The 14,344-nt window shown below is 39.5% G+C and carries 10 protein-coding genes; 6 read left to right on the top strand and 4 right to left on the bottom strand.

Translation table 11 applies throughout. From position 1 onward, the window contains the following. Positions 1-33 precede the first annotated feature (33 nt). Both H7U17_RS03095 and H7U17_RS03090 read left to right on the top strand, forming a co-directional pair. The gene (locus tag H7U17_RS03095; RefSeq protein WP_186754698.1) at positions 34-1,110 is read left to right on the top strand and encodes an Ldh family oxidoreductase; all 1,077 of its coding nucleotides are present in this window, start codon (positions 34-36) and stop codon (positions 1,108-1,110) included. Positions 1,111-1,238: 128 nt separating this feature from the next. Continuing rightward, positions 1,239-1,733 carry an OsmC family protein gene (locus H7U17_RS03090; RefSeq protein WP_186754694.1) on the top strand — a complete coding sequence of 165 codons (495 nt, stop codon included), beginning with the start codon at positions 1,239-1,241 and terminating at the stop codon, positions 1,731-1,733. A gap of 171 nt (positions 1,734-1,904) precedes the next feature. On the opposite strand, the gene H7U17_RS03085 is transcribed toward H7U17_RS03090, so the two are convergent. Together H7U17_RS03085 and H7U17_RS03080 are read right to left on the bottom strand one after the other, a co-directional pair. Further along, the gene (locus H7U17_RS03085) at positions 1,905-2,981 is read right to left on the bottom strand and encodes a mannose-1-phosphate guanylyltransferase (RefSeq protein ID WP_186754692.1); all 1,077 of its coding nucleotides are present in this window, start codon (positions 2,979-2,981) and stop codon (positions 1,905-1,907) included. 8 nt (positions 2,982-2,989) lie between these two features. Beyond that, on the bottom strand, positions 2,990-3,958 hold the full coding sequence (locus H7U17_RS03080) for a KpsF/GutQ family sugar-phosphate isomerase (protein ID WP_186754690.1): 969 nt from the start codon (positions 3,956-3,958) through the stop codon (positions 2,990-2,992). 99 nt (positions 3,959-4,057) lie between these two features. On the opposite strand from H7U17_RS03080, the gene recQ reads away from it, so the two are divergent. The 4 genes from recQ (at position 4,058) to H7U17_RS03060 (ending at position 9,528) form a co-directional block, all read left to right on the top strand. Beyond that, a complete protein-coding gene (recQ, locus tag H7U17_RS03075; RefSeq protein WP_186754689.1) occupies positions 4,058-6,235 on the top strand; it encodes a DNA helicase RecQ in 2,178 nt (725 codons plus the stop codon). 15 nt (positions 6,236-6,250) lie between these two features. After that, positions 6,251-7,543: a phosphoribosylamine--glycine ligase gene (purD, locus tag H7U17_RS03070; protein WP_186754687.1), complete on the top strand. Its 1,293-nt coding sequence runs from the start codon at positions 6,251-6,253 to the stop codon at positions 7,541-7,543. Between the two features lie 145 nt (positions 7,544-7,688). Then, positions 7,689-9,059 carry a PSP1 domain-containing protein gene (locus tag H7U17_RS03065; RefSeq protein WP_262891694.1) on the top strand — a complete coding sequence of 457 codons (1,371 nt, stop codon included), beginning with the start codon at positions 7,689-7,691 and terminating at the stop codon, positions 9,057-9,059. Further along, a complete protein-coding gene (locus H7U17_RS03060) occupies positions 9,052-9,528 on the top strand; it encodes a gliding motility lipoprotein GldH (RefSeq protein ID WP_186754683.1) in 477 nt (158 codons plus the stop codon). Before H7U17_RS03065 ends, H7U17_RS03060 begins: the two co-directional genes overlap by 8 nt. Positions 9,529-9,534: 6 nt before the next feature. Here the strand turns inward: H7U17_RS03060 and H7U17_RS03055 are convergent, their stop codons facing one another. Together H7U17_RS03055 and H7U17_RS03050 are read right to left on the bottom strand one after the other, a co-directional pair. Beyond that, positions 9,535-13,515 carry an AAA domain-containing protein gene (locus H7U17_RS03055; protein ID WP_186754681.1) on the bottom strand — a complete coding sequence of 1,327 codons (3,981 nt, stop codon included), beginning with the start codon at positions 13,513-13,515 and terminating at the stop codon, positions 9,535-9,537. Positions 13,516-13,521: 6 nt separating this feature from the next. Further along, a complete protein-coding gene (locus H7U17_RS03050) occupies positions 13,522-14,334 on the bottom strand; it encodes an SDR family oxidoreductase (RefSeq protein WP_186754679.1) in 813 nt (270 codons plus the stop codon). Positions 14,335-14,344: the final 10 nt, after the last annotated feature.

Here is a 14,344-nt window from a genome sequence, read left to right as displayed (position 1 = left end):
CCAGCAGGTCTCAGACCTTCAAATAAAATCAGCATGAACTTTAACTTTGAAGGGCTATTCGCCTTTACAAAAAGTATTTTCATCAAAATGGGCTGTACTGAGGAAGATGCCCAAACAGCCACAGAAGTTTTACTATCCGCCGATCTTAGAGGAGTAGATTCACATGGAGTAGCACGTCTTTCCGGCTATGTAAGGCTCTGGGAAGCAGGAAGAATCAACACCAAACCAAACATTAAGATTGTCCATGAAAGCCCCAGCACAGCGGTGATAGATGGAGATGGAGGCCTTGGTTTGGTCGTCGCTCCTTTTGCCATGAAAGTCGCTATTAAGAAAGCAAAAAATGCAGGTACAGGCTGGGTTTCGGTCAAGAACTCCAACCATTATGGAATTGCAGGACATCACGCCATGCAAGCATTAAAGGACGATATGATTGGCATGTCTATGACCAATGCCAGCCCACTGGTTAGCCCCACATTTTCCAAAGAAAGACTGTTGGGTACCAACCCTATCGCTGTAGCTATCCCAGCCAATAAACAACCTGCTTTTGTTGCCGATATGGCTACCACTACCGCTGCAAATGGAAAACTGGAAATTTTACAAAGAAAAGAAGAAGAAGCTCCTTCTGGCTGGATCCAAGATAAAGAAGGCAAGCCCACCACAAATCCTTATGGAGTGAAAGAAGGCGGAGCTTTGCTTCCTTTGGGAGGAGACAGGGAACACGGCTCACACAAAGGTTATGCACTGGGATCTATCGTTGATATCTTCTCTGCCGTACTTTCTGGGGCCAATTACGGCCCATGGGTACCGCCTTTTGTAGCATTTTTACAGCCAGACCCAAACCCCGTTGGAGAAGGAATTGGGCACTTCTTCGGGGCCATGAGAGTGGATGCTTTTAGGCCTGCGGATGAATTCAAAGACCATATGGACAATTGGATCGGCAGATTCCGAGAAGCCCAAACCACCCCTGGTAATGAAAAAGTATTGATTCCCGGTGATCCAGAAAGGGAACTTGAAAAGGAAAGAATCAAAAATGGTATTCCTTTACTAAAACCAGTTCAAGATGATCTTCGAGAACTCGGAAAGAAACTAGAAGTTCCTTTCAATATATAATTTCACCAAAAAATTATCCCAAACCCAATCCATCTTTTGGCTTGGGTTTTTTATTGATTTTTCAGAATTTTTCTGACAAGACCTTCTGATCCGTAGAAATTTCAAGCTATTTTTTTTATCTTATTCTCATGTCAAAATTCCATCATTACCAAACCGTCTTAGAGTGGACCGGAAATTCCGGCATGGGAACTCGTGGCTATCTTGCCTATCAAAGAAACTTTGAAATCATCACTGAGGGAAAACCTCACCTGCTTGGAAGTGCAGACCCCTGTTTCAGGGGAGACAAAACCCGTCACAATCCCGAAGAGATGTTCTTGGCAAGCATCAGCTCTTGCCATATGTTATGGTATCTCCATCTCTGTGCAGAAGCAGGCGTAAGTGTAGTGGCCTACGAAGACCATGCAGAGGGTATTATGCATGAAAACAAAAATGGATCAGGGCAGTTCAACGAAGTTATTCTTTATCCTGTGGTAACTGTTGAAACAGAAGCTATGAAAACAAAGGCCATGCAATTACATGAAGAAGCAAGGAAGCATTGCTTCATAGCCAACAGCTGTAACTTTCCTATCAGACACAAACCGGTAATAAGGTTATCCAAAAAAAATGCTTCAGCACAATATTAGCTCAAGGCCATGTTTCTATTGTTTTGAATAATTTTATTTTTTGGTACATCTCTTTCAAAAAGAGACCTTAAGTCTCTGCAAATTCAAATTCTGAAAAAAAATCAATTCAGTAATTACTAACCTCCTATGTCCATCCTTTTTTTTGGCAAGAAGATGGACAGCCTGAAAACCTTAAATAAAACCTTCTCCTTTATTCTTCGCATCGGAAACAAATTCTTTGAATTTTTTCTCCGCATCTAGCTTACAAATAAGAATAACGTTTTCAGTCTCATTAATAAGGTAATTATCCAAACCATGGACAACAACCAGTTTTTTAGGAGAAACCTTGATATAACTATTGGTGGTATCGTAAAGCACCGCGTTAGCATCAACTACGTTATTATCTGCATCCCTTTCTTTTATCTGATGCACACTCATCCATGACCCCAAATCAGACCAACCGAAGTTACTTTTAAGTACAAATACATCCTCAGATTTCTCCATGATACCATAATCCAAAGAGACGTTTTTCACTAGAGAATAAGCCTTTTTAACAAAATCATATTCATTCTCAGAACCATAAAAACCATCCCCCTCTTCAAATACTTCGGCAACCTCAGGCATTTGCTTTTCAAATGCTTGAATAATGGAGGAGTTTTTCCAGACGAACATACCGCTGTTCCAAAGGAAATCACCGCTTTCCAAAAAAGTCTCTGCCAGTTTTTCATCCGGCTTTTCAGTAAACGTCTTTACCTTTTTTAAAGCCCCTCCACTTGGGTTTTCCTTGTACTGTATATATCCATATCCCGTTTCTGGACGGTTAGGTTCAATACCAATAGCAATCAATCGGTGATGATTCTCAGCTTCTTTTAAACCCTCATTGATTTTTTTCTGAAAAGCTAATTCATCCAATATCAAATGATCCGAAGGAGTCAAAATCACCCTTGCATTTGGATCTTCACTTTGAATTCTATAGCTGGCATAAGCGACGCAAGTTGCTGTATTTCTTCTCAGTGGCTCTGCAAGAATCTGGCATGCTGAAATTTCAGGAAGCTGCTCCCTTACAATATCAACATACATTTGATTGGTGACGACCAAAAAGTTTTTAGGGTCTGATAATTTCACAAACCGATCAAAAGTCATTTGGAGCAAGGTTCTTCCAGTGCCTAAAATATCCAAAAATTGTTTTGGATAGTTATTTCTACTGTATGGCCAAAATTTGGATCCAATTCCTCCAGCGAGTACTACAATATATGGTTGTTTTTGCATGATTCGTTTTAAACAATCCCCTCTTTCATCAAGTCATGAATATGGATAAAGCCTATGATCTTCTCATTATTCATAACGACCAATTGGGTTATGTTGTATTCTTTCATCTTATTCAAGGCACGAATGGCATATTCCCCCACCTCTATGGTCTTAGGCCCTTTGGTCATAATATCCATCGCCTTAACTGTAGACAGATCCTGCTTTTGTTCCAACATCCGTCTCAAATCACCATCAGTCACAATCCCGACCAACTTTCCCTCCTCATTTTGCACAGCAGTCGCGCCTAGCCTTTTTCCACTAATTTCTAAAATCACCTTGGCCAAGTCATCATTTTCCGAAACGAGAGGAAGTGCATCCTTAACCACTAAATCTTCAACTGTAAGATATAACTGTTTACCCAATGAACCTCCAGGATGGAACTTTGCAAAATCATCACTTCCAAATCCCTTTGCTTCCAACAAGCATACAGCCAGCGCATCTCCAAGCGCCATATGAGCTGTGGTACTGGTGGTAGGAGCTAAATTAAGTGGGCAAGCTTCATTTTCAATCGTGGCATCCAAAACAAAATCTGCATGCTTGGCCAAATAACTATCCTTATTACTAACCAAGGCGGCCAGCTTAGACCCCATTTTTTTGAGCATAGGCACTAAAACTTTTACTTCTGGGGTATTACCACTTTTGGAAATACAAATTACAAAATCTTCCTTTTGAATCATACCTAAATCTCCATGAATGGCATCCGCTGCATGCATAAATAAAGCCGGCGTACCTGTGGAGTTAAGTGTGGCCACTATTTTGGTTGCCACGATAGCACTTTTCCCAACCCCAGTAATTACCACTCGTCCTCTAGAAAGCAATATTTCATTTACACAAGCTTCAAATTCATCATCAATTTGGCCAATTAAATTTTGAACTGCTTCAGCCTCTATTTTGAGGACACGAATGGCACTGTTTTTAATATTTTTTATTATATTCAATTTTACCGAGGTTATTATTAAATTTGTACAAAGGTAAAATTATTTACTTTAAATATTTAATGAAAAGCATTCGGCAAATCATTAAAAAGACAGAATGGAGTGGATATAAAAATTAAAGAGAACCTCAAGAAAATTTTTGGCTTCAACCAATTCAGAGGGAACCAAGAAGCAATAGTTGACAATATTTCACAAGGTAACAATACCTTTGTCATCATGCCCACTGGGGCGGGAAAATCGCTTTGTTATCAGCTTCCCGCTGTAACAAACGAAGGAACAGCCATAGTCATTTCTCCATTGATCGCTTTGATGAAAAATCAAGTTGATCAGTTGAATGCATTTGGAATAAATGCTTACTTCCTCAATTCGACCCTCAGTAAATCTGAAACTAACAAAGTCAAAAAGCAAGTCCTAAGTGGTGATACCAAACTACTTTATGTAGCCCCTGAGTCACTTACCAAGGAAGAGAATATAGAATTCCTGAAATCAGCCAAACTCAGCTTTGTAGCCATTGATGAAGCCCATTGTATTTCAGAATGGGGACATGATTTCAGACCTGAATATCGAAAAATAAAGTCGATCATAGGCCAGATAGGAGAAAACCTGCCCATCATAGCTTTGACTGCTACAGCTACTCCAAAGGTCCAGCAAGACATACAGAGAAACCTCAACATGGAAGATGCTGATCTTTTCAAATCTTCCTTTAACAGGACCAATCTTTTCTATGAAGTCCGCCCAAAGGTCAAGACGGAGACCAAAAAACAGCTCATCAAATATGTAAAATCCCATAAGGGTAAGTCTGGAATCATCTATTGCCTAAGCAGAAAAAAGGTACAGGAAATTGCCGAACTGCTCAGGGTCAACGGCATCAATGCCGTGCCTTATCATGCTGGCTTGGAGGCAGCTACTAGGGTCAAAAACCAAGACGATTTCCTTAATGAAGAAATTGAGGTAGTCGTAGCCACCATTGCTTTCGGAATGGGTATAGACAAGCCAGATGTTCGCTATGTCATCCACTATGATGTACCAAAATCCCTTGAAGGTTACTATCAAGAAACAGGAAGAGCAGGAAGAGATGGTCTGGAAGGTCATTGCTTGATGTTCTACAAATTCGACGACATTCTCAAGTTGGAAAAATTCAACAAGGACAAACCAGTCAATGAGAGGGAAAATGCCAAAGTCTTATTGCAAGAAATGGCAGCCTATGCAGAAAGTTCTGTATGTCGTAGAAGGGTATTGCTCCACTATTTTGGTGAAAGCCTTAATGAAGACTGCGGATATTGCGATAACTGCAAGAAAAAGAAAGACTCATATGATGGACAGAAGGATATACAAATAGCTATTGAAGCTGTAAAAGAAACCAACCAACGATTTAACCTCGACCATGTGGTCAAAGTCATCCAAGGTGAACAGAACGAATACATGGAGAGTTATAAACATGATGGACTCACCGTATTCGGGCAAGGAAAGGACAAGGATGAGCGACATTGGAAATCTGTGATCAGACAAGCCATGATCTTACATTTCTTGGACAAGGACATTGAGAATTACGGCGTCATCAAGCTTTCATCAATAAGTGAAGATTTTCTCAAAAACCCTCATACAGTAACCTTGAGCAAGGATCATGACTTTGAAGAAATGATAGAAAATGAGGCGTCTGATGAATTTAACAACGCCAAAAAAGCCTATGACGAAAAACTCTTTGAGTTACTAAAAGTAGAAAGAAAAAGAGTCGCAAAATCAAAAGGGCTCCCCCCCTATGTGATCTTCCAAGATCCTTCTTTGGAAGAGATGGCCACCGTTTATCCAACCACACGTGAAGAACTCGCGCAAATTAATGGGGTTGGTATGGGAAAAGTCGCTAAATTTGGAGCTCCGTTCCTAAAACTAATTGAAAATTATGTTGAGGAGAATGAAATCATTACTGCTTCTGACGTAGTAGTCAAAACTGCGGGAACCAGATCTAAGGTAAAAATATCCATTATCCAACAAGTAGACAGAAAAGTGGATCTTGATGAAATTGCCTCCAATCTTAACATTGGGATGACGGAATTATTACAGGAAATAGAACAAATTATTTATAGTGGCACAAAATTAAATATCAATTATTATATAAATAACATCATGGATGAAGACCGTGAAGACACCCTTCACGACTATTTCATGAATGCAGAAACAGACAATATCAGAGAGGCATTGCACGAACTTGAAGACGAAGACTTCGGCGAAGAGGAAATTCGGGTGTACAGAATCAAGTTTATTTCAGACCATGCCAATTAAAATAGATTTAATTTCATGAACATATTATTATTAGGAAGCGGAGGCAGAGAACATGCCTTTGCTTATAAGATTGTTAACAGCCCAAAGTGTGACCAATTATTCGTAGCCCCTGGAAATGCAGGAACAGCAGCTATTGCCAATAATGTTGCTTTGAGCATAACAGACTTCCCAGCGCTTAAGGAATTTGTTTTGTCCAACAAGATCGAAATGATCGTTGTTGGACCAGAAGAGCCTTTGGTAAAGGGTGTAGCAGATTATTTTGCCGATCAAGATGAGACCAAGAACATCCCTGTCGTGGGGCCTAAAAAACTTGGTGCTACACTTGAGGGGAGCAAAGATTTCTCTAAACAATTCATGCAGCGAAACAATGTCCCTACCGCTGCTTCAGCAACCTTCACCAAAGAAACTGTTGAAGAAGGTTTGCAATACTTAAAATCACAAAGCCTACCAATCGTATTAAAAGCCGATGGACTTGCTGCGGGCAAGGGAGTTTTGATTTGCGAGACTTTAGAAGACGCAGAAAACTCTTTCAAGGAAATGTTGCTTGAGAGCAAATTTGGAGCAGCATCTGATATGGTTGTCATTGAAGAATTCCTTACAGGAATAGAACTATCTGTATTTGTGGCCACTGATGGAAAAAGCTATAAAATTCTTCCTGAAGCCAAAGATTACAAACGTATTGGTGAAAAAGACACAGGCTTGAATACAGGTGGAATGGGAGCCGTTAGTCCTGTACCATTTGCGGATGATGCTTTCATGCATAAGGTAGAGGAAAAGGTAGTTAAACCTACTATCGCAGGCCTAGATAAGGAAAACATTGATTACAAAGGTTTCATCTTTATAGGTTTGATGAATACTAATGGAGAGCCTTATGTAATTGAGTATAATGTACGAATGGGTGACCCAGAAACCCAAGCTGTACTTCCTCGAATCAAAAGTGATTTCGTAGACTTGTTATATGCCATCGGAACAGGTAAACTATCCGAGTATAAGTTGGCATTGGAAGACTTCACTGCTACTACAGTGGTGATGGTTGCTGGAGGATACCCTGGTAGTTATCCCAAAGGGGATAAAATCAACGGCCTCGAACTTGAGAATGGAAGCAGCATCACTTTCCATGCAGGAACCACTAATAATGAACAAGGTGATGTAGTTACTAATGGAGGAAGAGTAATGGGGATTACCGGCAAAGGAAACAGTGTAGAAGAAGCACTTTCAAATGCCTATTCCAGAGTTAAAGAAATTACCTGGAAAGATGTCTATTTCCGAAAGGATATCGGTCAAGACATTTTAAATTATGGTAAATGATACCATAACCTATTCACGAGGAGACTGTCTACAGTCTCCCTAAATAATAGCTAGCTTTATGGCAGGATGTAGTAGCTGCTCTACCACTTCAGAAAGCGGAGGGTGTCAAAACAATGGCACTTGTGGTACGAGCGATTGTAATAAAATGAATTCATTTGATTGGTTATCTCATATGGGAATACCAACAATTGATAATTTCGATATAGTAGAAATAAAGTTCAAGGGGGGAAGGAAAGATTACTACCGCAATGTCAATCACCTCAAATTAACTACTGGTGACCCAGTAGTATTGGATGTACCCAATGGCCATCATATAGGATATGTTTCTTTGCAGGGTGAACTTGTACGTTTGCAAATGCAAAAGAGGAAAATCAAAAATGATGACAACATCCTCAAGATTTATAGACTTGCCAATCAAAAAGACCTCGAAAAATGGGAAGAAGCCAAAAACCGCGAAGTTCCCACCCTTTATCGAACCAAACAAATCATCGATGAGGTAAAATTGGATATGAAATTATCTGATGTGGAATTTCAGGCAGATAATTCAAAAGCTACCTTTTATTACTCAGCTGATGATCGAGTAGACTTCAGAGAGTTGATCAAAATATTGGCCTCTGAATTCAAAATCAGGGTTGAGATGAGACAAATCAGTCTCCGTCAGGAAGCAGGTCGACTTGGAGGAATAGGTGTGTGTGGCAGAGAATTATGTTGCTCCACCTGGATACATGAATTCAAGAGTGTAAGCACCTCTGCTGCCAGGTACCAAAACCTTTCTCTCAATCCTACCAAACTTTCAGGGCAATGCGGGAGACTCAAGTGTTGCCTAAACTATGAGCTGGATACTTATATGTCAGCTTTGGAGGATATTCCCAATATTGAAAAACCATTATTGACAGAAGCTGGCCAGGCTAAACTCCAAAAGACGGATATCTTTAGGAAGTTGATGTGGTTCAGTTACAATAATGAGAACAACTGGCATTCCATTGATTGCGAGCGTGTCCAGGAAATCATCGAAATGAATGAGCAAGGCAAAAAACCATTTAGCCTTGAAATGGATGACATGATGGATCTGGAGGACGATCGTAATAAATCCAATATGGACCTGGAAATGCTAGATCAAAAGTTCAAAAGCAAAACCAAGAAAAAGAAAAGACGCAAACCCAAAGCCAAAGGTCCTAATACAAACCAGGCCGCCAAACAAGCAGAAGGTCGCAAACCTGGCAATAACACTGGTAAACCAGCAGAAAAACAAGGTCCTCCAAGAGGCCGAAACAGTAGAAGGAATAACCAAGGGCAGGGTCAAAGTACTGGTCAAGGTCAAGCGAAAAGAAGGAATGAACCAAAAGGTGCAGCTCAAAACAAAGCTAATCCAAAACCTACTGTAGCCCCCCAAAAAAACGAGGGTAAAGACCCAGCCAGTTCGGCTCAAAAATCTAGAGGCAACAGAAGGAAAAATGCCCCAAGAAAAAAAAATAACAGAAATAATCAAAACAAAGGTCCTAAGAACAATGAATAAGAAACCTTCGTTTCTCCCTTTTATTTTATTAGGATTGTTGACCTCTGGAATATTTTCCTGTGATTCCAACAGGGTCTATGAAGAATATCAAGGACTTTCTGGGTATTCTTGGTCAGTCGCGGACACCTTAACATTTGAGGTGCCTTCTGGAACTGCCAAAAACCTAAGATCTACCTTGAGGATAAAATACAATGACAGTTACGATTATTATAATATCTATGTCAGGTATATCCTCAAAGACAGTCTTGATAGTCTTTTGGAGAATCAATTATTGGACATCAACCTTTTTGACCCAAAGACGGGCAAACCTTTGGGAGAGGGCTTTGGAAATACTTACACCCAACAGGACACCCTTCCTCTCAAAAACATAGAAGAACTGATACCTCTAAAAGTTCAGTTGATCCAATATATGAGAAGCAAGGAGCTAAAAGGAATTGAATCCATAGGGTTAAAAATAGAAAAGGAGTGATTTTGATCACTCCTTTTTATTTGTCATCAACAACTTGGTCTCCAACACATCTTCATGATCAAGCCAATATTGTCTACTAAAAATGAATACCACATTCCATCCTTTTTGCCTCAGCAATTGTGGATGGTACACAAAAGCCTCCTTAGCCGTTTTGGAAGCAAAAAGGCGGTTATCATCTGTCAGCACAGCCCCAATATATCTATCCTTCTCAAGTAGCTCCAAGTCCATTAATCGAGAAATGGAATTATTCTTTAATTCATGATTCCCATAAAGCCCCAGTAATTTATCCTTCAAATACCAAGAACTTTCAAAACCCGCAGTGTCACTTTCCTGAATCTCTACTTCTCCACCAGCAGCAACTTGCTCTGCATAAGCCAAATAATCACGGAGCATTTTAACTCCTGGATTCAGTAATTGCTTATCCCTAAAGTCCTTAGAAGTAATACTACTTACCACCACCACCCTATTTCTAGCTCGAGTCACGGCCACATTTAACCTATTGATCCCCCCTTCTTTGGACAGCAAACCAAAATTCGCTGTAAATTTCCCGGCTTTGTTCTTGGCATAACCTATAGAAAAAATCACTTCATCAAACTCGTCCCCTTGGACATTTTCTATATTCTTCACCCTTATCTTGGCCGAAGACAATGAATTGTCCTGAGAAATATACTCTGTGATCAACTCCATTTGGAAATAATTAAAAGTAATCACACCTATTTCCACCGCTGGTTTATCTTTTAAAATTCCTTTTACCTCTTTTAAGACAGTTTCAGCCTCAGCCTTATTGGATTGTTTATCCCAAATACCATCCACTTTTATCCACTTATAGGCCTGTACTGTTTCATTTAAAGAATTCATTTCAGGCAACATGGTAAGTTTATTATTATAAAAGTACCGATTGGAAAACTCTATCAAGGATAAGTTCCTACTTCTATAATGACCATCCAATGCATATTTTTTAAAGTAATTGGAAGCCAAGTCCAAAAGAGAATTGGAATCCAATTCTATTCCTTCCTCTTCTGTTTCCAAACGAACTTTATAGAGATCAAAAGGCTGTAACTGTTGGCTATCTCCAGCCACAACTACTTGCTTCCCCCGGAGCATAGCAGGAAGCCCTCTCTCTGCAAAACACTGAGAAGACTCATCAAAAACTACCAGGTCAAACCTGCTTTCCAAAGGAAAGAGCGCTGAAACAGTTTCCGGTGAAGCCAACCAGCAAGGCACCAATTTAAAAACTTCTGTTTCGAATTCTTCTATCAGTTTTTTGATGGTCCAAAGTCTCTTTTTCTTGCTAACCTGATGCAAAAGGTCCCGATAGGTAATCAAATTATTGAGTCTATTATATTCGAGTTTCTTGAAAGTATTCTCCCTTAATCTTAACTCGGCGATAAACCGGCTTATTTTGATCTTCTCCTCCACGGAAGAAGTGAATTCCTCCAGAATATTTTTCACTTTTTGAAGCCCCACCTCCTGCAAAACAGGGTACTTCGCTTCAATATGCTCTATCCAACTGAATCTCAACCCTTTCAGAAACACCTCTTGTATTTCTTCAAAACTTCTGTCTGGATAGGTATCGATAAGCTTATTGATCACCTCCACATCTACTGTCCGCAATTTTCTCTTTAACCTGTCCAAGGCGACTATTTCGGAAAAATCCTGCGTGATAGTACGTCTCACCATTTCCAACTTTTCATCATTGGAAGCAGTAAGCAAATGCTTTATCTGAATGGTGCTGAAATAATTCTTCCATTGGGAAGTTTTCATTTCAATCAAACCATTGATACCTATCAATTCCTGAAGAACCAGTCTATATTGGTCAAAATCTACCTTTTCAAAAACCAAATAAGGAGAAAGCATTCCTAGATCTTCTAATATAAATTTGGCCTTCAAGGCCTCCTTTAAAATGTGCGACTGATGATTAAATGAGGTAAAGTCAAATGGCTTGTTGGGCATTTCTACCCATTCCTTACGGTTTAATAAAGTATATTGGTGATTTAGGTTCAAACGATTTTCCAACATTTTCACCAGTAGGTTCAAGCCTTCTTTATCGCGATTAAGTCCATTTCTTTTCAATAATTCCCAAACACCTTTATACTCTTTTCTATAAAAAATAAGGCTAATTGACTTCCACCAGGATTCCTTCATCTGAAGAACATGAAGCACTTTTTCATACACTGTCTCGACATACTTGTCATTTACCGTCCATTCGATCCCCTCTTCTGAAAGCAATTTCTTCACTACATCCACCTTATTCTCCAGCCATAACCTGTCAAGATCCCCTTTGGGGTAATTCATTAATTTTTTGAGAGTCAGAAAAATTTCTTCGTTTGAAACGATTTCCTGCAGTTCCTCCAATCTATTCCGATGCTCAAAAGACTGGTAAACCAATGGAAACTCAAAAGGCTGATAAAGAAGGTTGCCTAGAATATTTTCAGCTGTTTTCTTTAACTCTTTTATTTCTTCTAAATTTTCTTTGAAGCGATGGATTACATTCGGTGTAAACTGAGCAAAATCCACCCTATGCAACCAAAATGAATCAGGACTCTCATACCTGGGCTGATAGTAAAAATACTCTTTAAAATCACGAAGAAACTCATCCAGTGAATTCCAATGGTAATTTTTATAATATTGGGTTAGATTAAAGTGTTCCTCCTGAAAACTTGAACTGATGTATAATTCTTTGATGGGAACCCCACATTCTTCCGTATTGAAAAGCGCATGTCTATAATCTTCCAAAAATTCTGAATGGGTTTCTATCGTCCTTACAGTCTGGCTGAAATTGCGTTCCAACTGAATGGCATCCAAACTTCTATTAAGTTCTTTATACCGCTCCAGAGACTGTATTTGATCACTTATTTTTTTAAAGAGCCGGTTTCTATCCGCTCTAAAATCATGTACCAATGCTAAAAATGCGGAAAATCCTTGCTGTGCCAACCTTGAATTCACCACTTCAAGGGCTGCTCTTTTTTGAGAAACTACCAACACTTTTTTCCCTCTTGATATAAAATCAGTAACCAAGTTACATATCAATTGGGACTTGCCTGTTCCTGGGGGACCTTGCACAACACAAGAACCTCCCTCTCTGACCGTTTTGAGCACTTCCTCCTGACTGGCATCCATAGGAAATGTATTAAACAAATTCCCCTCCTTCAATGACAAGGTCTGTTCCTCATCCTGTACAAACCAATCCATAAAAAGTGCCTCCAGATTTTCTGAAGTATATTTTTCGCTTAGCTCCTCATAATCGCGAATCAGAAAAGAACTCTTTTGGGAAAACTGTCCCAAAACCGCATTAGGCTTTAATTTCAATAGACCGGTTTTAAAATCCCTTTCACTTTCATTAGGGCTGCTCTCTCCTAAAACATCCAACTTTCCTTCAAATAAATCTTGATTAAAATTAAGCGTGAGTTCCTTTTTAAGATAATGATAGAGCTCAGTTAAAAATGACCTGGGATCTTTTGGAAAGTTCTCTATGGCATTTTCCCACCATTCCTTTTTAAACCCAATCTCATGGGCATGAGCGTATGCCAATAAAAATGATTTATTGATAAAAGGTTGATCTCCAGATTTCTTTTGCAAGCACCAATAATTCCCCTCTTGGATCAATTTTACAGGAAAAAAAAGTAAAGGACATCGAATAACCTGATCATTAGGCAATTTCCCTTCTACAAATGGCCAAGCCACAAAAAGGCTTTTCTCACCGCTCTCCTCCTCTGTCAGCTTTGCATATTGGCTGATTTGTTTCAGACGCCTTGATATCTGATTAGTATTTTTATCCCTTGCATCTGCTATTTTAACCAAAGGGATTTTTTTCTTCCTACCCAGCAATTCTTGGATATAATCGAAGGCATTGTTATGCTCTAAGAATTCAAGGTCCTTCAGGTCTATCATTTGGGAATTGATCACCCTTGAAAGGTAGATGGATCTGTTTTTAGCAGATAAATCCATCAACCTGTTCATATAAACCTTAAAGACATCCTGAATCATATATAATTATTTAAATGGGGAATCCTTTTCCTTTGCCATATGATTATAAACAATTCCATCCATGATACCCGGAATCCATTTGTTCAAAAACACAGCCAGTTTACCTTCTCTGGTCAATACCAAATCCCTCTTTCGCTTGTAGGTAGCATGAACAATATGCTTGGCAACCTCCTCAGAACTCATCATGTCATTTTCATTTCTAGGCGATTCTCCCTGAGCGTTTCCATTTCCAGTCAGTGCATTGTTCCTTATATTTGAAGAGGTAAACCCTGGACATGCCACTAAAATATGTACTCCTCTTTTCATCACTTCAGTACGTAAGGATTCCATAAATCCATTCATAGCATATTTGCTGGCAGTATAAGCCGTCCTTGCCGGTGTCCCTCTGTAACCATTAATTGATGACACACCAACCACTGAACCCTTATTTTCAAGAATGGACGGCAAACAATACTTGGTAGCATATACCGTTCCCCAAAAATTGGTATCCATCACTTTATGAAATACCTCAGTATCCAGTTCCTCAAAAAGCGCTCTCATTGAAATACCCGCATTATTTATCAAGATATCGATCTTTCCAAAGTGATTAATCACTTCTTTGGCCATTTTCTTATTATCTACCTCCACTCCTGCATCAGCCAAAATTCCCAGCGCATTCACCCCTGCATCAGTCAAACTCTTTAGGCTTTTATCGAGCTTCTCTTGGTTCCTCCCGGTAATAACAACTTTGGCTCCTTCGTTCCCAAATGCCAAAGCACATGCCTCGCCAATCCCTGAAGTGGCACCAGTAACAATCACAACTTTATCCTTAAATTTCATTTCTATACTT

This window comes from Echinicola salinicaeni (genome assembly GCF_014280965.1).
In the GTDB taxonomy this organism is placed as follows: Bacteria; Bacteroidota; Bacteroidia; order Cytophagales; family Cyclobacteriaceae; genus Echinicola; species Echinicola salinicaeni.
Note: the sequence above shows the minus strand (reverse complement) of the source record. Positions and strands in the feature narration are given on the sequence as shown.